We start from the raw sequence: 24,960 nt of genomic DNA on the forward strand, positions 1-24,960 counted from the left end.
TGATTTAACAGTGTGAATTATACCATAAAATTAAAATAGTTCAAAAGATTTTACAAAATGTTATATAATCAAAAATATGGCAAAGATTGGGAGGAGGATTTATGCGAGATATAACTAAGATAAGAAATTTTAGCATTATTGCACATGTAGATCATGGTAAATCTACATTAGCAGACAGACTTTTAGAGTTTACAGGAGCTATTGATAAGAGAAAGATGAGAGATCAATTATTAGATACTCTAGAAATTGAGAGAGAAAGGGGAATCACGGTAAAAGCTCAAGCGGTAAGGTTTTTTTATAAGGCCAAAGATAAAGAAACCTATGAATTCAATTTAATTGACACACCTGGTCATGTGGACTTTACTTATGAAGTATCAAGGAGTTTGGCGGCTTGTGAAGGTGCAATTTTAGTTGTAGATGCCTCTCAAGGAATAGAAGCCCAAACGATAAATAATCTTCTTTTAGCCCTTGAGAATAATCTGGCCATAATTCCTGTTATAAATAAGATAGATCTTCTAAATACAGAACCTCAAAAGGTAGCTGAAGAGATCAAGGAACTTCTTGGGAGGGATTATATAGGAGAAACTTTTTTTGTAAGTGCTAAGGAAGGCTGGGGAATTGAGGAATTATTGGAGGGTATTGTTAAATATATACCACATCCAAAGGGAGATATTAATGCTCCCTTAAAAGCATTGATTTTTGATGCTAAATATGATCCATATAGAGGTGTTGTAGTCTATGTAAGAGTCTTTAGCGGAATGGTAAAGGTAGGTGATAAAATAAAATTCATGTCTAATAACGTGGAATATGAGGTGCAAGAAGTAGGAGTATTTACTCCTGATATGGTAAAGGTGGAAAGTCTTCTTTCAGGAGAAGTTGGATATATTATTGCTAATGTAAAGAATATTTCAGAGGCCAGAGTAGGAGATACAATTACAAAAACTGATAATCCAGCAAATTTACCTTTGCCTGGTTATAGAAAATTACAACCTATGGTTTTTTGTGGGGTCTATCCAATTGAGAATGAAGATTATGAGAAATTAAGGGATGCCTTACAAAAACTAAGTCTAAATGATGCTTCTTTATATTATGAACCTGAAAGTTCGCCTGCTCTTGGTTTTGGTTTTAGATGTGGTTTTTTAGGACTTTTACATTTGGAAATTATACAGGAAAGATTAGAAAGAGAGTTTGATTTAAATATAATTACTACTGTACCTTCTGTAGCTTATGAAGTAATTACGAAAAAAGGAGAGAAAAAAATTATTCAGAATCCTTTGGATTTACCTCCTTCATATGAAATCTCTGAGTTTAGAGAACCATTTGTAATAGCAAGCATTGTAACACCTAATGAATATGTTGGGTCAGTTATGGAATTGATTGATAGAAGAAGAGGAGAATTTAAGGGTATGGAATATCTTACTATTAATCGTGTGTTAATTACTGCTGAGATCCCTCTTTCTGAGATTATAACTGACTTTTTCAATATATTAAAATCTGTTACCCGTGGGTATGGATCATTAAGTTATGAGCTGATTGGATATAAAAATAGTGAGTTAGTAAAATTAGATGTATATATCAATGGGAAACCAGTAGATGCACTTTCTCTTATCGCACATAAAGGAAAGGCTTATGAAGAAGCAAGAAAATTGGCACAGAAGTTGAGAGAAGTTATACCACGTCAACTTTTTGAGGTAGTAATACAAGTGGGTATTGGGAGTAAGATTATAGCTCGTGAAGAGATAAAGCCTTTAAGAAAAAATGTTCTTCAAAAATGTTACGGTGGAGATGTAACAAGAAAAAAGAAACTTTTAGAAAAGCAAAAGGAAGGTAAAAAGAGAATGAAGAAAATAGGTCATATAGAAATACCTCAAGAAGCTTTTTGGACTGTATTAAAGAGGGATTAGGAATTATGGAAAGCTTAAGAATACTTATAACAAATGATGATGGAATAAATTCACCTGCTTTAGAAATTATGAGCAAAAGACTAAAAGATATAGGAGAGGTTTATATTATTGTACCTGAAAGAGAGAGAAGTGGAGGAAGTCATGCTATTACTCTTCATAAGCCTTTAAGAGTTAATGAGGTAACATGGAAAATTACAAATATTAAGTGCTGGACTACTAATGGTAATCCTGCAGATTGTATTCTTTTAGGGCTTTATGCTTTACTTCCTGACTTCCCTTCCGTTGTTATATCTGGGATAAATAAGGGATATAACTTAGGAACTGATATTATTTATTCTGGTACAGTTTCTGGGGCAAGGGAAGCATCTCTTAATGGTATACCTGCTATTTCCATTTCTGTATCTCATGAAGGAGAAGAGGAAGATTATGAAAAGGCTGTAGAGTTCTTAATGAAATATATACACTTATTTTTAGGGATATTACCTAAGGATGTTTTCTTGAATATAAATGTACCACCTAAAGCTGATATTTCAAATATTTTTGTAACTTACCAGGGTAAGTTTCATTATAGGAATAGAGTAGAAAAAAGATATGACCCCAGAAATAAAGAGTATTATTGGCTTCATGGCGAAATAGAAAAGCAAGCAGAAGAAGGTTCTGATATCTGGGCAATCAATCATGGGATGATTTCTATCACTCCTCTTCACTCTAACATGACTTATTTTCCATTAATAGAAATAATTAAAAAGCTTATAACTGAATAAATATTTATGAAAACTATAGGAGTATATATTCATTATCCTTTTTGTGTGAAAAAGTGTCCTTATTGTGATTTTACCTCTTTTGTTTATTCTATTAAGGAAGAAGAAAGATATCTGGAATATATTTCTAAAGAGATACAACTTAAGGCTGAAGGAGAGATTGTAGATACGATATATTTCGGTGGTGGAACGCCATCTTTAATGTCTCTAAAGGTATTGAATTCGATTTTTGAGAGTATTAATAAAAATTATAGGATAAGAAAAGATGCAGAGATAACAATAGAAGTCAATCCTGGTACTATAGACAAGAAGAAATTAAGTTTTTGGAAGAATATAGGAATTAATAGAATAAGTATAGGAGCTCAATCATTCATAGATGAAGAATTATTCATTTTAGGAAGGATTCATACTGTTTCAGATACGTTAAAAACATTTTTTTTATTGAGAGAATATGGTTTTGATAATATAAATTTTGATCTTATTTACTCTATACCTTTTCAGAACCCTAATAACTTTTATAAGTCCTTAGATTTTACCCTTTCACTAAATCCCGAGCATATCTCTATATATAATCTTATAATAGAGGAAGGTACATTATTTTATGAAGGATATATAAAGGGGGAATTTACTTTACCTGATAATGATGAAGAAGCCAATATGTATGCGTATGCAATGAATCTATTAGAAGAAGTAGGTTTTATCCATTATGAGATCTCTAATTTTGCACGAAACATTAATCTAAAATGTAGACATAATTTGAAGTATTGGAATCAAGATGAATATCATGGATATGGTGTATCAGCTTATTCTTTTACTAATCACATAAGGTATGGAAATTACAAAAATCTTTTTGTATACTATGAGAAAATAAATAATGGTGAATTGCCGATTGAAAATATAGAAATTTTAAATGATGAAACTTATCCTAAGGATTATCTTTTTGTAAAGCTAAGGCTTATGGAAGGAATTTCTGAAAAGGAGTTTTTTGAAAAATTTGGAAAAAAAATATCAGATTATATTCCAAATCTCTCTCTTTTTTTGAAGAAAGGCCTTATAAAGAGAAAAAATGATAGAATATGTCTGACTAAAAAAGGAGTATTACTTGCAAATGAAATATTCAAAGATATACTTTGAGGAGGTTGCTGATACATATGAAAAAGCCTATAAGAGTATTAATAGCAGAAGATGAACCTATAGTTAAAATGGATATAAAAGAGATTTTAGAAGGACAGGGTTATGAAGTGGTAGGAGAAGCTTCAGACGGTCAGCTAGCTGTAGAACTTGCAAGAAAATTGAAGCCAGATGTGATAATTATGGATATTAGAATGCCTAATTTAGATGGTATTGAGGCAGCTAAGATATTAACTCAAGAGGAAATTGCTCCCATAATTTTTCTTACTGCCTATTCAGATAAAGAATTAGTAGAAAAAGCAAAAGAGGTTGGAGTTATATCTTATATTGTAAAACCTTTTAAAGAATCTGATCTTTTTCCAGCTATTGAAATAGCTATTGCAAGATTTAAAGAATTTCAACTTTTAAGAAAGGAAGTAGAAGACCTAAAAGATGCTCTTGAGACAAGAAAGCTTGTAGATAGAGCAAAAGGATTGCTTATGGATAGAGAAGGTTTAAAAGAGCATGAAGCTTTTAGATTAATTCAGAAAGCCAGTATGGACAAAAGAAAACCTATGAAAGAGATAGCTCAAGCTATTATATTAGCCTACGAATTAAAAGATAAGAAGGAAAAATGAACATATTAATATCTTTTACTTTATCTTTAATTATTTCTTTAATAGTTACACCTTGGATAAGAAGGAAAGCCTTTATAATAGGTGGAATAGATATTCCTACAGATAGAAAAGTTCATAATAAACCTATTCCAAGAATTGGTGGTGTTTCATTTTTCTTAGGAGTTTTAATAGTAAACATTCTTTTTAATAGGTCTCTTATTGTAGAGAGGATATTAATGGGGGGAACATTAGTATTTTTAGTAGGATTATTAGATGATTTTGTGGAATTAAAACCAGCTCCCAAATTTTCTCTTACATTTATAGCTATACTTATGGCAGTTATATTGGGAGTTAGAGTAGATTTGTGGAGGATTCCTTATACAGGAATAATAATAAAGGGTTTTTGGGCTCATTTAATATCATTTATATGGCTTTTAGGTATTGCAAATGCCATGAATTTTATAGATGGTCTTGATGGTCTTGCTGGAGGAGTATCAGCAATATCTTCTTTCTCTTTACTCATTATTTCTTTACTTTTGGGAAGATTGGAGATGGCATTTTTATTGGCAAGTATTTTGGGAGGTGTATTAGGATTCTTATTTTTCAATTTTCCACCTGCTTCTATTATTATGGGAGATTCAGGGGCAATGTTTTTAGGTTTTATATTAGGAGCCATATCTATAGTGGGAGTCTTAAAAATAAGTACAATTATTAATTTGTTTATTCCAATTCTTGTTATGGGATTTCCAGTTCTTGACACAGCTTTTTCTATTGTGAGAAGACTAATTGAAGGTAGGGCACCTTGGAAGTTTGATAAGGATCATATACATCATAGGTTTTTGAAGATTGGTATGACAACAGAGCAAAGTATTGCTTTTATTTATTTATTTACCATTTGTATGTCTTTAGTGGCGATACTAATTTCTTTAATCCAGGATCCTTATATATCAGCTCTTCTTGTGTTTGGAACTTTATTTTTAATATTATTTATACTGAAAAAGTTAGGAGTTTTAGAGATAAGGAGAAATGGCGATGGAAAAGTATGATGTCATTGTAGTAGGTGGTGGTCATGCAGGATGTGAGGCTGCCTATGCAGCCTCTCGTCTTGGTGTTAAAACTCTTTTGATTACTATGAATTATGATACCTTGGGATGGCTTCCTTGCAATCCAGCTATGGGGGGTCCTGGGAAGGGTCACCTAATATTGGAAATAGATGCTTTGGGTGGTGCCATAGGAAGAATAACAAATAGAAGTATGATTCAAGTAAAATGGCTAAATACTTCTAAGGGTCCAGCAGTAAGGGCTCTTAGGGCACAGGTAGATAAATGGCTTTATCCTATAAAGATGAGAGAATTTCTTGAAAAGCAGAAAAATTTAGATGTCTATCAAGGAGAAGTTATAGATCTAATTGTAGAAAATGATGAAGTAAAAGGTGTAGTTTTATCAACTAAAAAAGAGTTTTATGCTGAAAGAGTTGTTATTACCCCTGGTACTTTTATGAATGGTGTTATCCATATAAGTACCTGGTCTAAGCCAGCAGGAAGAATGGGAGAATTTCCCTCTATAGGTCTTTCTGATGCTCTTAGGAGATTAGGCTTAGAAGTAGGAAGATTTAATACAGGCACTACTCCTCGAGTAGATAAAAGAACTATTGATTTTAGTAAGACCATACCTCAACCAGGAGATGAAGAACTTCATTCTTTTTCTTTCTGGGAAGAGCCAGAACCAAGAGAGCAAGTTTTATCATATTTAACTAGAACCACCCAAAAGACGAAAGAAATAGTACTTAATAATATTCATCTAACAGCCTCTCGAATTGGGGGGATGGTAAAAAAAGGACCGAGATACTGTCCATCTATAGAGGAAAAATATGTGTGGTTTCCTCATCATGAAACTCACCAAGTTTTTCTTGAGCCAGAAGGAAAAAACTCGGTAGAGATTTATGTACAAGGAATATATACAAGTTTGCCAGAGGAAATTCAAATCCAAATTTTAAGAAGTATTCCAGGCTTAGAGGAGGTTGAACTTATAAGGCCTGGATATGCTATAGCTTATGATTTTGTATATCCTCAACAGTTAAAGATTACTCTTGAAACAAAGAAAATAAAAGGTTTATATTTGGCGGGTCAAATAAATGGTACTACTGGCTATGAAGAAGCTGCCGCACAAGGATTAATTGCAGGAGCTAATGCTGCGTTAAGTCTATTAGGAAGAGAACCACTTATTGTAAGAAGAGACGAAGGATATATAGGGGTACTTATAGATGATCTTGTAATAAAGGGTGTGGATGAGCCATATAGAATTTTAACATCAAGAGCAGAATATAGATTACTCTTAAGATCTGATAATGCAGATCAAAGACTTACTCCCAAGGCTTACAAGTTAGGTCTAATAGATGAAGATATGTGGAAAATGTTTCAAGAAAAAATGGAAAAATTAAGGCTTGAAAGGAAGAGACTTGAAAAAACATCGGTAGATCCTAATGAAATTAATGACTTATTAATAGAAAAGGGTACTAATCCTATAGAACAGTCGATTCCTCTTATCCAGATATTGAAAAGACCTGAAATAACCTATGATGATTTGGAAAAAATAGGTCTTTCTGGAGATTTACCAAAAAAGTGGAGAAGCATAATAGAAATAGATATTAAATATGAAGGATACATACAAAAAGAACTCCAAAAGATTAGAGAATTTCAGGAATATGAAGATTTAGTGATTCCTCCTGATATAAATTATGACGAAATACCGCATCTTTCTCGAGAAGGAAAAGAAAAGCTTGAAAAAGTAAGACCAACTACTTTTGGACAAGCTCAGAGAATTACAGGAGTAAACGCTGGTGATCTTACTATACTTTTGTATTATTTAAGGCAGAAATATGCAAGAAGGTAAAGATTGGAGAGATCAATATTTTGGTAGAGATTATTATCAATATCTTGCTAAACATCTAACTCCAGAGCGTACAAAAAGGGAAGTGGATTTTTTAGAATCTGTACTAAGCTTAAAAAGGGGATCTTTAATATTAGATCTTGGTTGCGGATTTGGAAGACATACTTTAGAACTTGGCAAAAGAGGATACAGAACAATTGGAATAGATCGTTCATCTGAACTTATTGAGATAGCAAAAGAAAATGCTAAAAAAGAAAAAGTTTTTAATGTGGAATTTTATGTGATGGAATACAAAGATATTGATAAGCTTGACTATAAATTTGACATCGTATTTTCTCTTTATACCAGTTTTGGACTCTCCACATATGAGGAAGATAAAGAGACTCTTAATAAGGTATATCAAGTGTTAAAAAGGGATGGTAGATTTCTTATAGATATTGAAAATAGAGATGCCCTTCTTAAATATTTTATTCCATACTCTTGGGATCTTTTTGGGGAGGATTATGTTTTACTTACAGAACATTTTTTTGAGCCGGATACGGGATTTTATATATCAAACAGAATAGTTATTGATTTGAAAAACAATATTAGAAAGGAATTTGTAAGAAGAATATATCTTTATTCTCCTTCAGAGATTATACATCTTTTTAAAGAGAGCGGATTTCATGTAGATAGGCTTATGGGAGATTATGAAGGTCGTAAATTTCATATTGGATCAAGAAGATTAATAATATTGGCAATTAAAAAATAAAGGGGGAGAAATTATTCTTCCCCCTTACTATCACTAGATTTTTCGCTAGAATTAGAAGATTTTTTCTTATAATCTGTAGTATAAAATCCTGATCCTTTAAAGACAATTCCTACAGGTGAAAAGATTTTTCTTAAGTTGCCACCACATTTTATACAAGTTTTTGGGGGTTCTTCTCCAAGGTTTGTCATAATCTCGTATCTTTCATGACATCTTTCGCATTCATATTCATAGATAGGCATTACTTTCACCTCCTTAGTATAATTATTTAAACTTTCTTTTTAAGGTTCACCATTTCATATTTTTAAATCTTAAGATATTTATTGTCAAGAAGTCTTATTTTAATGTAAAATGTATTAGTGTGAAACTTTTTAATTTAGTTTAAATTTAAAGGAGTGGCTTAATTATGAAAAAGGTTATTTTTTGTTTTTTAATATTTACTATATTAATAATTAGCGGTTGTATAAAACCCGTAAATATATCCCCTCAAATTACATCCAAAGGGGGAGTAGAAGCACGCGTTGATATTATTAGGGATTCAAGATGGTATAATCTTTCAGAGGATATTTTGGTTATAAACCTGGAAATAGTGAATAACTCTTCAGAAAATATTTGGGTTTATCCACTAGGAAAATCTGTGATTATAGATCAAACCGGAAAACAATTTTCACCAATAAGAGAGATATATTATCAACCCTCCACAACCCCAAAAGTATCTTTTGAAGTTTCATTTGGGACAAACCAACCTCCGACTTTTTCTTTCAGTATAAGTTCTTCTAATAAAGAAAAATCTTTGGAAGAAATTATAAAAAGTTATGAACTTTTAAAGTTTAAGGATGGGAGAATTTTTGCAGGTGCAAGAGTAAGTGGTTTGATAGCTTTTCATTTACCTTATTGTAAATTCCCCGCAAGATTTATCATTCCTGATGTTCTTTTTGAAACAACAATGAGGAAAATAAATTTTGAATTTATATTAGTAAGATAAAGGAGGTTGAAGATGCGAAAAGCTATAGGTGTTGATTTAGGTGGTACTAAAATAAATGTACTTCTGGTTAATGAAAAGGGTAAGATAATCTCAAGAGATAAACAACCCACTGAGTCTGAAAAAGGAAGAGACTATGTAATTCGAAAGATTAAAAACATGATAAATAAAGTACTTGTTGAAGCAAATATTAAAATTAGTGATATGGAGGGTATAGGTGTAGGGTTTCCAGGTATTATGGATAGAGAAAAGAAAACAACCTTATATGCTCCTAATTTAGGTGAAGAATGGAAAAGGGAAGTACCTCTAGGAGAAGAGCTGGAGAATTATTTTAAGGTGCCTGTATTTTTGGAAAATGATGTAAATTTAGTGGCTTGGGCAGAATGGCTTGTGGGGGCAGGAAGAGGGACTAAAACAATGATATCTATCGCGATTGGAACAGGGATTGGTTCTGGTATAGTGTTAAATGGTAAATTATGGATTGGAGCACATGGAATGGCTGGTGAATTTGGGCATACTACGGTAATTCCCGATGGGCCTATTTGTGGTTGTGGAAATAAAGGGTGTATTGAAGCAATTGCCTCGGGAAGTGGTATAGAAAGATATGCAAAATCTATTATTCCAGATAATAAGGATAGTCTTATATGGAATTTAGTAAATGGAGATGTAGATAAAGTAACTGTAAGGGTAATATACCAAGCTGCAGAAAAAGGAGATAAGTTAGCTATAGACATTTTCAATAGAGCAGGATATTATCTTGGTATAGCCTTGGCGAATTATGTTCACGTAATTGATCCTGAGAAAATAGTTGTAGGCGGTGGTGTTGCTAATGTAAGAGATTATATTGGAAAGCCTATGAGAGATGAGTTTTATAAAAGAGTTTTACCAAGCTTAAGGGATAAGATATCCTTTGCATGGGCAGAGTTAGGTGAAGATGCAGGAGGCATTGGAGCAGCTTTATTTGTGTTATATAGGTGAGATTAACATGTTTACTATTCCTAATTTATTGACCTTTATAAGATTTATTATTGTACCTTTTTATTTTTATTTTTTAGTTTCTAATCGTTACATGACAGCAGCAGTTCTTTATGGACTTGCTGCTGTCAGTGATATATTGGATGGATATTTGGCAAGAAGATTGAATCAAGGTTCTGAGTTAGGGAAAATAATAGATCCAATAGCTGATAAGTTAATTGTAGGAGTAACTCTTATATTTTTTTCATTCAAAAGAATTTTTCCGCCAGTTCTGGTTATCATATTTGTATTAAAAGAGTTATTGATGCTTTTGGTGGGTTTGTGGTTTTTATTAAAAGGGATAAAGATAATATCTTCAAGAATGTATGGAAAGATTGCAATGGTGTTAACGTCTATATCTATATTAATGGCATTACTTCAAATACCCTTATCTGTATCGGTTTTTGCTATTGGACTTTTCTTTTCCATATTTGCAGGCTTAGATTATTTAAACTATTACTTAAAGGTTTTGAGAAAATAATTTTTTATTTAAAATTTAAGCTATCAATGAGAAGGTTTCCAAAGATTTTATTGTTTAATCCAACTAAATAGATGCTAGCTAATCTAATAGGAATTTTGGGAGTATTTTTATTTATAGATATTAAAGGTCTTATTTCTGTGAGATCTTTATTAATAGTTGTCCATTTATTAAAGTTATATTGTAGTGTTGTTGTTAGATCCATTACCCATGGGGTTCCATCGTCATCATAAAATAATAACCTAATCCAGCCATTTCCTTGCCCTTTTAGTGCAATAGAGAGGGAAATTTTATCAGGAGGAATTGATATATTTAAATCAACATAGATAAAAGAATTTTCTTCTTTTGAATCATAAACTAACATAAAAGAACTTTTTCCTGTGTATGCATCTGATGTAAGTTTGTAAAATGTACTATCAGGATTATAATTTTTTCCCCTTATATTCCATTTCTTGTCTTCTTCAAAATCTTCTATTGTATTTGGCACAATTTCTATTGTATAAGTCGCAGAAAGATTACTGAATGTATACGTTATGGTTGTAATTCCTGGGTTAATAGCAGTTAATCCCTTTCCATTTCTCCTGAAATAATTAGGGTCAAATTTTAATCCGTCTAATGAAAGAATCTTTTCCCTTTGAAGATTATCTATAGCATATATTTTAGGGAGAATACTATCCCCCAAGTATACTTTATCCTCATCAATCTCTATTTTTAATGCTACATAGTCCCATACATATATTTTTTTAGAAGCCTCCAAATTGGATAAATAAATTGTTAGACTTGATTCTCCTAATTCCCTTCCTTCTACCTCTAATATTGAGGGATTAAAGTTTATATTATCATTGGCTATGGTCCATGTTAACATTGTATATGTAATAGAATAGGGATGATAATTTTCATCTTGAAGTAATAGCTCCAATTTTAATTTTTCTCCTTTTCTTATATAGATATCGTCCTTTTCTTTAAAGCTTAGATATGTAGGATTTTTGTAAGGATAGTTATTTTTAACTCCTATTCCTACTGGAACACTTCTTTCTGATACTTGGTTGATTAAATTTCCCCAAATTATTTTTTGACTTGATCCTCCCCCATCAAGATTAATAGCATCTCTAATACCCATATTTTTTACAAGTTCACATGTTTCTGGAATAGAAAGACCTGAGGAATTATTATTTCTCCCTTCTATCACTATAAAGAAAATTTTATCATCTGTAATTCCTACAACAGTACGAGGATGTCTTGAGTTGATGATATTTGAGTTGAAAGGAATTTCTCCTGTTTTATCTAATACGATTTCACCATTTTTTATAAGAATAGGTCCTCCACATACTGCTTCTTTTAACCTTATAGGAGGATTACTTTCAACTATTATTTCTATTTTTTTATTTAAACTAAAGAAAGGAAGATATTTTAAGGCAGTACCTCCTAAAGATATAATACAAGAATTATCTTTAATAATAGATTTTTTTACCCCATAATATATGTTAGAAATTTTGCCTGAGGTTGTACCTAAGGATGGAATTTTATCATCTAAACTTACTTCTATATCAACTCCGGCTACTGCATTATCTAATATTTTGGTCTCTTTTCCAAAGAATTTAGTGAAAATTGTGATTTGGTCTGCCCCACGAGGAGAGTTTAAGTTATTAATTGGTATTATTGTATTGTCAATTTTTAATTTTATGTTGATATTAAAAATATCTATAATAGCTTTATTGTCTGAGGTTATTCCAAAGACCCCCCTTTTTATAGGTAAATGTAACAGTTCATAATTCTTAACTACAAGTCCAACAGGCTCTTTACTATTAGGATCAAAGAAGTTTGCGTTAATAATAATATCGTAGTTCTTTTCTTTTAATACATCTGAAAGTTTTGTGTTTGTTACCACTGTTTCTATGTCTAATAAAGAATCGAATTGATTTATTGAAGTAATGTGATATACTAAACCATCTGATGTAACCTTTTTATACTCTATAGAAGGAGCTATATAAAAGCTTTCTGCTCCTAATATATAGGATACTAAAAGTAGGATAAAAATTAGGGGTTGTATAAATTTAATTGCCTTACTCATATTTAATATTATATCTTATGAGCTTTCTCTTGACAAAAAATATATTTTTAAATATAATCTTTATTGCTTTAATAATTTAAAGTGATAAATAAATGAAGAGTATAAACATAGAAAATATAATTAGAAAAGAGTTAGAACTTTGGGGGTATACAGAGATTAGAATCCCTATAGTTTCAGAAAATTTATGGGGAAATGAAAACCTATTATTTTTTGAAAAAAATGGTAAATTGTTATCTCTTCGTCCAGAAATGACCTCTGAAATATTAAGAAATATAAAAAGGGAAAACTTCCCTATTAGACTTTTTTATATGGGACCTGTCTTTAGCCTTAACGGATATAGTATAGAAGAAAAATTTCAAATCGGTTGGGAACTTATATATTCACCTTCTCTTTGGAGAGATTTAGAGATATTATTAACCATTAAAAATATATTTAAAAAAATAGGCATAGAAAATTATATTATTGAAATAAGTAACACAAACATTTGGAATTTTTTAAGAAAATATATTAAAGAAGAGGAGATTAAGAGTTTAAAAAATCTTTTACTAATAAAAGATTATGTATCTCTAATGGAATATTTAGAGAAACTTTCTTTATCAACAAATGTTTTAAATGATATTAAAAAACTCCTATTTTTTGAAGATAGTTATTCCTTTTATGATAAAGATTTAAATGATGAACTTAAGTCATTAAACTCTTTTAAAAGAGAGTTGATAAACTTAGGATATTCATCGGAATCTATATTAATAAATCCAGCTTTTATTAGACCTTTTGAATACTATAACGGACTAATATTTGAGGTTTATTTGGAGGATATGAAGCAAGCCTTAGGAGGGGGAGGAAGTTATGTGGCCACGAATAAAAATGGGGAAAAAATTTTTGGTACAGGTTTTGCTTTTGTAGAAGAAGATTTGTTAAAAAATATAAATGATCATAACCAGAAAATTAATAAAAAATATTATGTTTGTTCTGAAAAGGATTTTCATAAAATTCAGAAATTGATTGAGGAAGAAAGAAGGAAGGGTAATATTGCTGTTTTTGTACCTAAGGAATTAGAAGGTTTAAATATAAAAGAATTAGAAAAGGATGGTGAGATCATATTAATAGAGAACCTTTAATAAGAATAGCTCTTCCTACGGGGAGAATGTTAGAACAAGCATTAAATTTCTTAAAGATTTTAGATCCATCATTAGAGGATGATGTTTCAAACAGGAAATTGAAGTTCAAAGGAGAAAGGTTTGAAATCTTTTTGGCTAAACCATGGGATCTCCCATTATATGTGGAGGAGAGAGTTGCTGATTTGGGAATTATAGGTAGGGACATAATAATAGAACAAGAAAGGAAAGTGGTCTCATTGATTAAACTTCCTTTTGGATATTGTAAAATGGTACTTGCAGGCTTTCCTGAAGATAAGAATTTGGAAGAAGTGAAAATTGCGTCTAAGTATGTAAATATTACAAGGAGATATCTCAATAATCGTTGGAATAGAATAAAAATAATAAAACTTAACGGATCTGTTGAATTGGGTCCTATTTTAAATATATCAGATTATATTGTGGATTTAGTAGAAACAGGTCGAACATTAAAAGAAAATGGGCTTGTTGTTAAAGAAATTCTTTTTGAATCTTCTGCATGTTTAATAGCTAATATATCCAGTTATGTATGGAAAAGAAAGGAGATATCAGATATTCTGAAAGAGGTGGAGAACATTTATGAAAATAATTAAAGGTTATGAATTTAATCCTTTTCTTTTAGCAGAAGATAAGGAAAAAGAGATCGATAAAATTGAAAAAGATGTGGAAGAAATAATAAGATTAGTTAAAGAAAAGGGGGATGAAGCTTTATATGAGTTTTCATTAAGATTTGATAATTTTGATATAAAGAAAAATGGATTAAAAATCTCTGTACCTGATAAGGTTGAGGTTTCATCAGATTTTGCAGAAGCTATAGATATAATGATAAAAAGGGTTCAGAATTTTTATAGCCATGAATATAAAAATTCTTGGTTTTATACTGAAAATGGAAGCTTATTAGGGCAACTATTAGTACCAATGGAGAAGGTTTTATTATATGTTCCAGGAGGTAGAGCATCCTATCCGTCTACTGTTGTTATGGGTACTATCCCTGCTAAAATAGCTGGAGTAAAAGATATTTATATAACTACTCCTCCAAGCAAAAAAGATGATAAAAATCTTCTTTATACTCTTAATAAACTTGGTATAAAGGAGTTGTATCTATTAGGTGGAGCTCATGCCATAGCTGCTTTTTCTTATGGTACTTACTCTGTTCCTAAAGTAGATATGATTATTGGACCTGGAAATTTATATGTGGCTATTGCTAAAAAGAAGGTTTTTGGAGATGTGGGAATAGATGGTATATTTGGTCCCAGTGAGGTTTGTGTATGGTTGAAATCAGAAGATATAGATATAAATATAGTGGTGTGTGATTTTTTAGCCCAGTTAGAACATTCACCTTTTGATCGTGGCTGGTTAATATTAGACGAAAAAAGACTTAATCTTGTAGTTGAGAAAATAGAAGAAGAAATAAATAAGTCATCAAGAAGAGATATCTTAGAAAAATCCATTAAAAATGCTTATATTATAGTGGAAGAAAGGGAAGAAAAAGCCATAGAGATTATAAATACTATAGCTCCAGAACATTTAGAGGTTGTGGATCCTAATGGAGAAAGATTTTTACCTTACATAAAGAATGCAGGGGTTATTTTTATAAATCAGTCTTCTATTTTTGGGGATTTTATTGCAGGGCCAAATCATATTCTTCCTACTGGTGGTTCTGCAAGATTTTCTTCAGGTTTAAATGTTAATATGTTTTTAAAAAGAATAAGTTTTGTAAAATTAACTGATGAAGATAAAGAAAGATTATCATATTTTGGAAGTATAATGGCAAGAGAAGAGGGTTTTGATATGCATGAAAAGAGTCTAAAAAACTACTTTAAGAAAGGAGATTAGGTAATTGGGTTGGAAAGATATTATTAAAAGTGATTATAAGGGTTATAAGGTAAATATTCCTGATCTTCCTATAAAACTCTCAAGAAATGAAAATCCTTATGATATACCATTATACATTAAGGAAGAAATTTTAAAAAAGTTAGCTGAAACCCCATGGAATAGATATCCAGATGGTAGTGCTAAAAACCTTAAAAATAAGCTTTCAGATTTTTTAGGGGTAAGTCCTGAGAATTTACTTTTAGGTACAGGCTCAGGAGAGGTTATACAAATCATTTTTAATGGGCTGTTGATAGAAGGAGATAAAGTTGTTCTTCCTATTCCTACTTTTCCTTTATATGAAAAATTGCTTCAGCAAAAAAATGTTAGGATTATAAAAACATATCTTAATGAAAAAGATTTTTCATTAGATTTTGAAAAGCTAAGAGAAACCTTTAAGAATAGTCCAAAGCTTTTAATTTTGACAAATCCCAACAATCCTACTGGTAATTTTCTTATAAAAGAAAAGGATTTAGAAAAAATCTCTGATTTCTCTGGTTTTGTATTGATAGATGAAGCTTATTTTGAATTCTCTGGTTTAACTTTTCTTCCTTATATTAATCAATTACCAAATCTTTTAATTTTAAGAACTTTTTCTAAAGCCTTTTCTTCTGCAGGAATAAGATTAGGATACCTTATCGCTAACTCAAGGGTAATAGAATATTTGGATAATTTTAGACTGCCATATAATTTAAACATTTTTTCTCAGATTGCAGGGGAAATTCTTCTTTCTTATTGGGACTATTTAAAAGATAAGATTGATATAATTAAAAAGGAAAAGGAAAGAGTTTATAAAGAGATGAAAACTATGGAGGGAATAATTGTATATCCTTCTGTTACCAATTTTATACTCTTTAGATCTGATAAGAAGGATGAAATCTTGAAACGATGTCAAGAAAATGGTATCTCTTTAAGGGATTTTAGTAAAGAACCACTTTTAGAAAATTGTTTAAGGGTATCAATAGGAGATAGAAAAGAGAATGATCTTTTCTTAAAAATATTAAGTGAGGTGCTTTCATGAGAAAAGCCAGCATTGAAAGAGAGACAAAGGAAACATATATAAAGATAGATATAAATCTAGATGGAACAGGAAACTTTGATGGAGAATATCCTATTCCTTATTTTAAACATCTTTTAACTGCCCTTTCTTTTTATGCGCAATGGGATGTAAATATTATAGCCAAAGGAGATATAGAGGTAGATCCTCATCACTTAATAGAAGATACAGGAATAGTTTTAGGGGAGGCTTTTATTACTGCAATAAAAGATTCCAATTTTAATAGATTTTCACAGAGAATTATTCCTATGGATGATGCTCTTGTGATGGTAGTAATAGATATTAGTGGAAGGCCTTATTTTTCTTTTAGGGATGATGGAGAACTTCTAAAAGGTGGACTTGTAAAAGAGTTTCTAAGAGCTTTTGTAAATAAGGCAGGTATTACACTGCATATTTGGATTCTTTCAGGGGAAAATACACATCATATTGAAGAGGCAATTTTTAAGGGTTTAGGTCTTGCTATTAAAGATGCAAGTCAAATTATAGATAGTTTAAGATCTACAAAGGGAAGGATATTATGAAAGTTGTAATTATAGACTATTTGAGTGGTAATCTTTTTAGTATTTTGAAGGCTTTAAAATATATAGGAGTAGAGACCATAGTAAGTAAAGATCCTGAAGATTGGTTTAGAGGAGATGCAGTTGTATTTCCAGGCCAAGGAAATTTTGCTCAAGCTATATCGGAGCTAAAAAAAGATTCGAGAGATGAAGCATTAAAAGAGATTCTTAAAAATAAATATTTTTTAGGTATCTGTTTAGGACTTCAGATTTTATTTGAAGAAAGTGAAGAATCTAAATTGGAAAAAGGATTAGGTGTTTTCAAGGGAAAAGTGAAAAAATTACCTGCCAAAAAAATTCCTCATCTTGGATGGAATAATGTAGAATTTGAAAAGCATGGTAGACTTCTAAATGGAATTCCAAATAACTCATTCTTCTATTTTGTTCATTCTTATTATGTTAATCCTAAGGAAGATATTGTAATTGGTTTAACAGAATATTCAATAAAATTTCCATCCTACATAGAAAAAGAAAATATTTTTGGAGTCCAATTTCATCCTGAAAAAAGTAGTAGTTATGGAATAAAGCTATTAGAAAATTTTATTAAGGAGTGTAAAAAATGATTGTCATTCCTGCTATTGATATTTTCGGAATGAAAGCTGTTAGGATGGAAATGGGTAAAAAGGAAAAGATTGTTTTAGAGTTTGATAATCCTATTGAACTTGCAAAATATTGGTATTTAAAAGGAGCAAAGGCTCTACATGTTATAGATTTACAATCTGCCATAGATAACAATGATGAGAATAAGGAAATTATAAAGAGAATAATAGAGGAAATAGATATTCCTGTTGAGGTAGGAGGGGGATTTAGAAGTTATGAAAAAATAAAAAACGCATTAGATTGGGGTGTTTGGAGAGTTATTGTGAGTAGTATTTTAGTGGAGGACATAAATTTACTTAAAAGGATATTCGATGAATTTCCAGAGAAAATTATACCAAGTTTAGATTGGAAAGAAGGAAAGATTGGAATAAAAGGGTGGAAAAATTTTATTGAATGGGATGATATTAAAGAAAAATTTGAAACGTTAAATATTAAAGAAGTTATCTTTACTGATATATCGCGTGACGGTACATTGAAAGGTATAAACATATCTCATATTAATAACTTTTTGAATTTAAACAATTGGGATATTTGGGTTGCAGGAGGGATCTCCTCTATAGAAGATGTCATAAAGATCAAGGAATTAGCAAAGGTAACAGGGAGAATAAAAGGCATAATTGTGGGAAGAGCTCTTCTTGAAGGAAGGTTAGATTGGGAGGAGGTTAATCAAATTATAAATGCTGGCTAAGAGAATAATTCCGTGTTTAGATACTATTGGAAAACAGGTCGTTAAAGGAACAAGTTTTAGAAATATTAGAGTTGTAGGAGATGCTAAGGAATTTGCTCATCGGTACGAGAGAGAAGGTGCGGATGAGTTGGTTTTATTAGATATAACAGCCAGTGAGGAAAACAGGAAAACTTTTATTGAGGTAGTTTCAGAAGTAGCAGAAGAACTTTTTGTTCCTTTGACAGTAGGAGGAGGTATAAGAGATATAGAAGACGTAAGAAATCTTCTTAAGGCTGGAGCTGACAAAGTTTCTATTAATACTTCTGCTGTCAAAAATCCTGATCTTATAAATAAAATAGTAGAAGAATTTGGAAGTCAATGTTTGGTTGTAGCTATAGATGTAAAGAGAAGAAATAATAGAGAGTGGGAAGTTTATGTTAAAGGGGGTAAAGAGCCGACAGGTATAAATTTTAAGGATTGGATACAGGAAGTAGAAAAAAGAGGGGCTGGTGAAATTCTTTTAACAAGTATTGATGCAGATGGACATCAGGCTGGATATGATTTTGAACTTTTAGAGTTGGCTTTAAATTACTGTAATCTTCCTCTTATTGCTTCAGGTGGTGCAGGTAATTTGGAGGATTTATATAAAGCCCTTTATATTGGAGTTGATGCGGTACTTGCTGCTTCTATTTTTCATTTTGGAACATATAGTATTAGGGAAGTAAAAGAATACTTAAAAGAAAGGGGTATATGGATAAGATTATGAATATAGATGATCTTATTAAAGATTTAAAATATGATGAGAAAGGATTAATACCAGTTATTGTACAAGATTATAAAACAGGGAAAGTTTTGATGTTAGCATACATGAATGAAGAAGCACTAAAGAGAACAATTGAGACAGGCGAAGCATGGTATTTTAGTAGAAGTAGAAATGCCCTTTGGCATAAAGGGGAAACCTCAGGACATTTTCAGAAGGTTATAGATATAGCAGTTGATTGTGATAAGGATACTATTCTTTTATTAGTAGAGCAAATAGGAGTAGCTTGTCATACAGGTAATTTTTCCTGTTTTTACAGAGCAAAAAATTCAGGAGATAGTTTTCTCTTTTATCTTGAGAAATTTTTGAGAGATCGAAAGGAAAAACTTCCAGGAGAGTCTTATTCTGCAAAACTGTTTAAAGAAGGGAAAGACAGAATTCTTCAGAAGTTAGGAGAAGAGACAGTTGAGACTATAATAGCAGGGATGAAGAACAATAGAAATGATTTTATCTATGAAAGTTCTGATCTTTTATTTCACCTTTTATTAGTACTTGTAGAAGAGAATATAGGGTTAAAGGATATCATTGAGGAATTAATTAGAAGGCATAGAGCTTAAGTTGGTTTTTATGGAGTATTTGTTTGATTAGAGGTTTCTGTGACAGGTACAGAATATTCTATTAAGAAATCAAAATCTCTTGGAGGAATATCTTTAAGAGCATTACTCATAAATTCTTTCCATGACATAGCTGGGAGTAGCCCGCCAGGTACTTTATTTGTAGGGGTGTAATCATCGTTACCCATCCAGACCCCAGTGCAAAGATCTGGAGTAAAACCTATAAACCAAGCATCTCTATAATCATCTGTTGTTCCTGTCTTTCCTGCTGCAGGTCTGCCAATATTTGCTCTTTTTCCTGTACCTTTTGTTATTACTTGTTTCATCATTTTGACAAGTGTTGATATTACATCTCTTTCAATAACAGGTGTGGTTTCAGGAATTGCATTATATATTATATTTCCATTATTGTCTTCTACTCTCAAGATCGCTATAGGAGTAATTCTGTTTCCTCCGTTTGCAAAACTAGAATAAGCTCTTACCATTTCGTATAAGGTTACACCTGAAGTACCAAGAGCAAGTGCTAAACTTGGTTCTAAAGGACTCTCTATTCCAAGTTTTCTTGCATTTTTAATTACGTCACCTACGCCTATTTCCTCTAATAGGAGTATGGTTGCTATATTATATGAATTTTCTAATGCTTCTTGAAGTGTAACGGTACCATGTATTTTTCCATCATAGTTTTTGGGTTTCCATTCCTTTTTATTAAAAGTATAGGTTAATTCTTTTTCTTCAATCAAATCCCATGGTCTAAAACCTTTTTGAAGAGCAGTCAAGTATACGAATGGTTTAAATGCTGACCCAGGTTGTCTTACAGCCATATAGACTCTATCAAATTGACTTTTACTATAATCTAAACCACCCACCCATGCTTTGATGTATCCAGTATTGGGATCTAAGCAAAACAAAGCTCCCTGGGTTACGTTATATTTTTTCCCATATTCATTTATAATTTTTAAAAGTGCTTTTTCAGCCATATCTTGAATTTTTGTGTCTATAGTTGTGTAGACTTTAAGTCCGCCTTCATATACCATATCTTTTCCAAATCTTTTAATGAGGTCTTTTAATACAAAATCAAAAAAATAAGGAGCTATATAACCAGAGCTTGGATTATTTCTTTTCACAATGCCAAGAGGTGCTTTTATAGCTTTTTTATAGTCTTCTTCTGATATATACCCAAGATTGTACATTTTCTCTATAACAATGTTTCTTAGCTTTAGAGCTAAATCAGGATTTCTATAGGGAGAATTAATTTCAGGTGCAGGAATAATACCAGCAAGAAGTGCTGATTCAGGTATATTTAAGTCTATAGCGCTTTTTCCAAAATAAAATTGAGCTGCAGTTTCTGCTCCGTAAACTCCATGACCCCAATAAATAAGGTTTAAATACATTTCTAATATTTGTTGTTTTGTAAAATATCTTTCAAGTTGTAAAGCTATATATATTTTCTTTATCTTTTTCTTTATTGTTCTTTCTGGATTTAAAAATAATAATTCTGCTAATTGTTGAGTTATAGTGCTTCCCCCTTGTTTTTTCTCTAAATGTAATAGATCAATAAGAGCTGCTCTTATAAGTCCCCTTAAGCTCACACCACTGTGATTATAAAATTCTTTATCTTCAGAGGCTACTACAGCTTGTTGCAAATAGGGAGAAATTTTATATAGAGGTACGTAAATTCTATTTTCCTTATATATTTTTCCAAGTGTTTTATTATCAGAAGAGTATATTATAGTTGTTTGACTTGGTTTTATTTCCATCCATTTATCAATAGGTGGTACTTCTCTTATCACTAAAAAAACATATATTGCTAAGGATAAGCCCAATAGTAAAATTAAACTAATAATAGCAATTAATATATATAAAAGATTTTTTTTCCATCTTTTTCCTTTTTTTATTGCGACTTCTTCTATGTATTTTTTAGTCATTTTTCCTCTTTGTACCTCCTTAAAACATATGGTATTATGTATTATATAAAATCAGGGAAGGTTTTAACAATATGAAAGCAAAAACAGATAACTTTAGTCTTTACATTATTACAGGACTTTCAGGGGGAGGAAAGTCGCAAACATTACGTATATTAGAAGATTTAGGATTTTTCTGTGTGGATAATATACCTCCCAAGCTTGTTCCTACTCTTATAGAACTTTGTTTTTCTACTGATGGCAAAATATCAAGAATTGCTTTAGTTATAGATATAAGAAGTGAAAATTTCTTAGAAGATTTTAGAGAAATGGTAGATAATATTAAAAAATTAAATGTTTACTATAAAATTTTATTTTTAGAAGCTGAGGATGAGGTTATAGTAAGAAGATATAATGAAACCCGACGTAGACATCCATTAGATAAAGAGGGTATAGGAATTTTCGAAAGTATAAAACTGGAAAGACAGAAATTATCAGAGATAAAAGAAATGGCAACCCATATAATTGATACTTCTAATATGAGTACTAAAAAGCTTAAAGATAAGATACTTGAAATTGTATCCGAAGATATTTCCAATGTTAAATTAAGATTCATGGTAGGAATTACTTCCTTTGGTTTTAAATATGGGGTACCTATTGATGCACATCTTGTTTTTGATGTGAGGTTTTTACCCAATCCATTCTATATTTTAGAGTTAAGACCTTTATCTGGTGAAAATGAAAAAATAAGAAATTATGTATTAGAAACTAAAGAAGCAAAAGAATTTTTAGATTACTTAAAAAGACTTTTAGATTTTTTAATTCCCCTTTATCAAGAGGAAGGAAGAACAAATCTTAATATTGCAATAGGGTGTACAGGTGGAAGACATAGGGCAGTAGTTATAGCAAATGAAATAGGGAATTATTTATCAGATAGGTATAATGTGAAAATTTTCCATAGAGATATAGATAAAGATATAAAAATATGAATAAAATAAGAAATGTAACAGCTATTGGTGGGGGAACAGGTTTATCTAATATATTAAGAGGGTTAAAATATTATCCTCTTAATATAAGTGCTATTGTAACTGTTAGTGATGATGGTGGAAGTTCAGGAAGACTTAGTGAAGAACTAGGTGTTTTACCTCCTGGAGATATACGTAATTGTCTTGTTGCTTTGGCAGATGAAGAATCGTTGATGGCAAAGCTATTTCAATATAGATTTAAAGAAGGAGGATTAAAAGAGCATTCTTTTGGGAACTTATTTTTAGTTGCTATGTCAGATATCTTAGGTGATTTCTTATTAGGTATAAAAGAAACAAGCAAAGTATTGGCCATAAGAGGTAAGGTATTGCCATCCACATTAAATCGTGTAAGGTTGAAAGCAATTTTTGAGGATGACACTCAAATTATTGGAGAGACGGCTATTTCAAATTATAAAAAAAGCAGAATTAAGAAGATTGAATTGATACCAGTAAAAGATGGGGAAAAGATATGTGCAACCCCTGAAGCTATTTATGCATTAAAAAAATCAGATATTATAATTGTTGGTCCTGGAAGTTTATATACAAGTATAATTCCAAATCTTATTCTTGATGAAATCAAAGGAACCTTGAAAAATATTTACTTAAATGATAAAGCTAAAATTATTTATATTTGTAATGTCATGACTCAGCCAGGAGAGACAACAGGATATAAGGCTTCTGATCATTTAAAAGCTATCATTGAGCATATTGGTTTTAATATTTTTCATTATATAATTTTAAATAATAAAAAGCCAAAGGATGATATACTTAAAAAATATCAAGAAAGTGGAGCTGATTTTGTTCATCCTGATATAGAAAATATTAGGGCTTTGAATGTGGAGATAATCTCTGGTGATTTTATTTCTGAAACAAACGTAGTAAGACACGATCCTTATAAAGTTTCCAATTTCCTTGTTAAAAATTTTATAGAATAAAATAGTTTTATAAATTGACAAAAGATTGTAAAATTCTATAATATAAAGTTAATAAAGGGAGGAGGATTTTCTATGCCGAAAAAGACCATTTTAGATTTGAAGGATGAGGAGCTTAAGGGAAAGCGTGTATTTGTAAGGGTTGATTTTAATGTACCTATTAAAAATGGAATTATAACTGATGATAGAAGAATAAGAGAAGCTTTACCAACTATTAAATACTTAATAGAAAAAGGAGCAAAAGTTATTCTTGTATCTCACCTCGGTAGACCAAAAGGTTTTCAAGATGACTTAAGATTAGATCCTGTTGCTAAAAGATTAAGTGAATTACTCGGAAAACCTGTTAAGAAATTAAATGATTGTATTGGAGAAGAGGTAGAAAGAGAAGTTGCTAATATGAATCCTGGAGATGTGGTTCTTTTAGAAAATATTAGATTCTATAAAGAAGAGGAAGCAAATGATCCTGAGTTTGCCAAGAAATTAGCAAAACTTGCTGATTTATATGTAAATGATGCCTTTGGTACTGCTCATAGAGCACATGCATCAACAGCAGGTGTTGCTAATTATATTCCTGGTGTAGCTGGTTTGTTGATGAAAAAAGAGATTGAAATTATGGGTAAAGCCCTAGAGAATCCCGATAGACCTTTTATTTGTATTTTGGGTGGAGCAAAGGTTTCTGATAAAATTGGTGTAATCCAAAATCTTGTGAATAAAGTGGATGTTTTGTTAATTGGTGGAGGAATGATGTTCACTTTCCTTAAGGCATTGGGTTATGAGATAGGTAAATCTATTGTTGAAGAAGATAAACTTGATCTTGCAAAAGATTTGATGAATCTTGCCAAAGAAAAAGGAGTAAAATTTATTCTTCCTGTAGATGCTGTAGTTGTTAAAGAGATTAAGGAGGATGCTCCTACTACTATTAAAGATGTGGATAAGTTTGATAAAGATGATATTGGAGTAGATATAGGACCAAAAACTATAGAACTATTTAGAGAGGAAATAATGAAAGCAAAGACAATTATATGGAATGGTCCTATGGGAATATTTGAAATACCTGCTTTTGCAAATGGAACAAAGAAAGTAGCTGAAGCTATCACAGAAAATAAAAATTGTGTAAGTATTGTGGGAGGAGGAGATACTGCAGCTGCCGTACAACTCTTTGGTTTAGAAGATAAATTTACTCATATCTCTACTGGGGGTGGAGCCTCTTTAGAGTTCTTGGAAGGAAAAGTTCTGCCGGGGGTGGCAGTTCTTCAAGATAAATAATT

General features: G+C 31.0%; 25 protein-coding genes. 22 read left to right on the plus strand and 3 right to left on the minus strand.

What is annotated here, in order from left to right; translation table 11 throughout:
• Positions 1 to 101: 101 nt before the first annotated feature.
• Genes lepA through ACY3JM_RS05995 form a run of 7 tightly spaced genes read left to right on the plus strand, consistent with a single transcriptional unit; the run spans position 102 to position 8,032 of the window.
• On the plus strand, positions 102 to 1,904 hold the full coding sequence (gene lepA / locus ACY3JM_RS05965; RefSeq protein ID WP_463111132.1) for a translation elongation factor 4: 1,803 nt from the start codon (positions 102 to 104) through the stop codon (positions 1,902 to 1,904).
• Positions 1,905 to 1,909: 5 nt separating this feature from the next.
• On the plus strand, positions 1,910 to 2,668 hold the full coding sequence (surE, locus tag ACY3JM_RS05970; protein WP_463082118.1) for a 5'/3'-nucleotidase SurE: 759 nt from the start codon (positions 1,910 to 1,912) through the stop codon (positions 2,666 to 2,668).
• A 6-nt stretch (positions 2,669 to 2,674) separates the two neighbouring features.
• Positions 2,675 to 3,799 (plus strand): radical SAM family heme chaperone HemW, encoded by a 1,125-nt coding sequence (gene hemW / locus ACY3JM_RS05975; RefSeq protein ID WP_463082117.1) that lies wholly within the window; start codon positions 2,675 to 2,677, stop codon positions 3,797 to 3,799.
• Positions 3,800 to 3,816: 17 nt separating this feature from the next.
• A complete protein-coding gene (locus ACY3JM_RS05980) occupies positions 3,817 to 4,413 on the plus strand; it encodes an ANTAR domain-containing response regulator (protein ID WP_463082116.1) in 597 nt (198 codons plus the stop codon).
• Positions 4,410 to 5,438, plus strand: coding sequence for a glycosyltransferase family 4 protein (locus ACY3JM_RS05985; RefSeq protein ID WP_463082115.1), 1,029 nt, complete (start codon positions 4,410 to 4,412; stop codon positions 5,436 to 5,438). Before ACY3JM_RS05980 ends, ACY3JM_RS05985 begins: the two co-directional genes overlap by 4 nt.
• Positions 5,425 to 7,284, plus strand: coding sequence for a tRNA uridine-5-carboxymethylaminomethyl(34) synthesis enzyme MnmG (gene mnmG, locus ACY3JM_RS05990; protein ID WP_463082114.1), 1,860 nt, complete (start codon positions 5,425 to 5,427; stop codon positions 7,282 to 7,284). Before ACY3JM_RS05985 ends, mnmG begins: the two co-directional genes overlap by 14 nt.
• Positions 7,271 to 8,032, plus strand: a complete 762-nt coding sequence (locus tag ACY3JM_RS05995; RefSeq protein WP_463082113.1) for a class I SAM-dependent methyltransferase — start codon at positions 7,271 to 7,273, stop codon at positions 8,030 to 8,032. The genes mnmG and ACY3JM_RS05995 overlap by 14 nt, the downstream gene beginning before the upstream one ends.
• 11 nt (positions 8,033 to 8,043) lie before the next feature.
• On the opposite strand, the gene ACY3JM_RS06000 is transcribed toward ACY3JM_RS05995, so the two are convergent.
• Positions 8,044 to 8,271: an FmdB family zinc ribbon protein gene (locus tag ACY3JM_RS06000; protein ID WP_463082112.1), complete on the minus strand. Its 228-nt coding sequence runs from the start codon at positions 8,269 to 8,271 to the stop codon at positions 8,044 to 8,046.
• A 164-nt stretch (positions 8,272 to 8,435) separates the two neighbouring features.
• Here ACY3JM_RS06000 and ACY3JM_RS06005 point away from each other — a divergent pair, with 164 nt between their 5' ends.
• Genes ACY3JM_RS06005 through ACY3JM_RS06015 form a run of 3 tightly spaced genes read left to right on the plus strand, consistent with a single transcriptional unit; the run spans position 8,436 to position 10,506 of the window.
• Positions 8,436 to 9,014, plus strand: coding sequence for a hypothetical protein (locus tag ACY3JM_RS06005; protein ID WP_463082111.1), 579 nt, complete (start codon positions 8,436 to 8,438; stop codon positions 9,012 to 9,014).
• Positions 9,015 to 9,026: 12 nt separating this feature from the next.
• On the plus strand, positions 9,027 to 9,989 hold the full coding sequence (locus ACY3JM_RS06010) for an ROK family protein (protein WP_463111133.1): 963 nt from the start codon (positions 9,027 to 9,029) through the stop codon (positions 9,987 to 9,989).
• Positions 9,958 to 10,506, plus strand: coding sequence for a CDP-alcohol phosphatidyltransferase family protein (locus tag ACY3JM_RS06015; protein WP_463111134.1), 549 nt, complete (start codon positions 9,958 to 9,960; stop codon positions 10,504 to 10,506). The genes ACY3JM_RS06010 and ACY3JM_RS06015 overlap by 32 nt, the downstream gene beginning before the upstream one ends.
• A gap of 4 nt (positions 10,507 to 10,510) precedes the next feature.
• Here ACY3JM_RS06015 and ACY3JM_RS06020 read toward each other — a convergent pair whose 3' ends face one another.
• Entirely contained in the window at positions 10,511 to 12,574 is a 2,064-nt protein-coding gene (locus tag ACY3JM_RS06020; RefSeq protein WP_463111135.1) for a phosphodiester glycosidase family protein, read from the minus strand.
• Positions 12,575 to 12,666: 92 nt separating this feature from the next.
• Here ACY3JM_RS06020 and ACY3JM_RS06025 point away from each other — a divergent pair, with 92 nt between their 5' ends.
• Genes ACY3JM_RS06025 through hisIE form a run of 9 tightly spaced genes read left to right on the plus strand, consistent with a single transcriptional unit; the run spans position 12,667 to position 19,837 of the window.
• Complete coding sequence (locus ACY3JM_RS06025) at positions 12,667 to 13,692, plus strand: ATP phosphoribosyltransferase regulatory subunit (RefSeq protein WP_463082107.1); 1,026 nt, start codon at positions 12,667 to 12,669, stop codon at positions 13,690 to 13,692.
• Positions 13,674 to 14,300 carry an ATP phosphoribosyltransferase gene (gene hisG, locus ACY3JM_RS06030; RefSeq protein ID WP_463083634.1) on the plus strand — a complete coding sequence of 209 codons (627 nt, stop codon included), beginning with the start codon at positions 13,674 to 13,676 and terminating at the stop codon, positions 14,298 to 14,300. Before ACY3JM_RS06025 ends, hisG begins: the two co-directional genes overlap by 19 nt.
• Positions 14,287 to 15,543 (plus strand): histidinol dehydrogenase, encoded by a 1,257-nt coding sequence (hisD, locus tag ACY3JM_RS06035; protein ID WP_463082106.1) that lies wholly within the window; start codon positions 14,287 to 14,289, stop codon positions 15,541 to 15,543. Before hisG ends, hisD begins: the two co-directional genes overlap by 14 nt.
• A 4-nt stretch (positions 15,544 to 15,547) precedes the next feature.
• Entirely contained in the window at positions 15,548 to 16,600 is a 1,053-nt protein-coding gene (hisC, locus tag ACY3JM_RS06040; protein WP_463111136.1) for a histidinol-phosphate transaminase, read from the plus strand.
• Positions 16,597 to 17,157: an imidazoleglycerol-phosphate dehydratase HisB gene (hisB, locus tag ACY3JM_RS06045; protein ID WP_463082104.1), complete on the plus strand. Its 561-nt coding sequence runs from the start codon at positions 16,597 to 16,599 to the stop codon at positions 17,155 to 17,157. Before hisC ends, hisB begins: the two co-directional genes overlap by 4 nt.
• The gene (hisH, locus tag ACY3JM_RS06050; RefSeq protein ID WP_463082103.1) at positions 17,154 to 17,756 is read left to right on the plus strand and encodes an imidazole glycerol phosphate synthase subunit HisH; all 603 of its coding nucleotides are present in this window, start codon (positions 17,154 to 17,156) and stop codon (positions 17,754 to 17,756) included. The genes hisB and hisH overlap by 4 nt, the downstream gene beginning before the upstream one ends.
• Positions 17,753 to 18,481 carry a 1-(5-phosphoribosyl)-5-[(5-phosphoribosylamino)methylideneamino] imidazole-4-carboxamide isomerase gene (locus ACY3JM_RS06055; RefSeq protein WP_463082102.1) on the plus strand — a complete coding sequence of 243 codons (729 nt, stop codon included), beginning with the start codon at positions 17,753 to 17,755 and terminating at the stop codon, positions 18,479 to 18,481. The genes hisH and ACY3JM_RS06055 overlap by 4 nt, the downstream gene beginning before the upstream one ends.
• A complete protein-coding gene (gene hisF / locus ACY3JM_RS06060; RefSeq protein WP_463082101.1) occupies positions 18,471 to 19,226 on the plus strand; it encodes an imidazole glycerol phosphate synthase subunit HisF in 756 nt (251 codons plus the stop codon). The genes ACY3JM_RS06055 and hisF overlap by 11 nt, the downstream gene beginning before the upstream one ends.
• Complete coding sequence (gene hisIE, locus ACY3JM_RS06065; protein ID WP_463082100.1) at positions 19,211 to 19,837, plus strand: bifunctional phosphoribosyl-AMP cyclohydrolase/phosphoribosyl-ATP diphosphatase HisIE; 627 nt, start codon at positions 19,211 to 19,213, stop codon at positions 19,835 to 19,837. The genes hisF and hisIE overlap by 16 nt, the downstream gene beginning before the upstream one ends.
• A gap of 8 nt (positions 19,838 to 19,845) precedes the next feature.
• On the opposite strand, the gene ACY3JM_RS06070 is transcribed toward hisIE, so the two are convergent.
• Positions 19,846 to 21,759, minus strand: coding sequence for a transglycosylase domain-containing protein (locus ACY3JM_RS06070; protein ID WP_463082099.1), 1,914 nt, complete (start codon positions 21,757 to 21,759; stop codon positions 19,846 to 19,848).
• Positions 21,760 to 21,830: 71 nt separating this feature from the next.
• On the opposite strand from ACY3JM_RS06070, the gene rapZ reads away from it, so the two are divergent.
• The 3 genes from rapZ (at position 21,831) to ACY3JM_RS06085 (ending at position 24,958) form a co-directional block, all read left to right on the plus strand.
• Positions 21,831 to 22,724, plus strand: a complete 894-nt coding sequence (gene rapZ, locus ACY3JM_RS06075) for an RNase adapter RapZ (protein ID WP_463111137.1) — start codon at positions 21,831 to 21,833, stop codon at positions 22,722 to 22,724.
• Positions 22,721 to 23,695: a gluconeogenesis factor YvcK family protein gene (locus ACY3JM_RS06080; RefSeq protein WP_463111138.1), complete on the plus strand. Its 975-nt coding sequence runs from the start codon at positions 22,721 to 22,723 to the stop codon at positions 23,693 to 23,695. The genes rapZ and ACY3JM_RS06080 overlap by 4 nt, the downstream gene beginning before the upstream one ends.
• Positions 23,696 to 23,767: 72 nt before the next feature.
• Entirely contained in the window at positions 23,768 to 24,958 is a 1,191-nt protein-coding gene (locus ACY3JM_RS06085; RefSeq protein WP_463111139.1) for a phosphoglycerate kinase, read from the plus strand.
• The last annotated feature ends 2 nt before the right edge of the window (positions 24,959 to 24,960 follow it).

It is taken from the genome of Dictyoglomus sp. SSW (assembly GCF_055181335.1).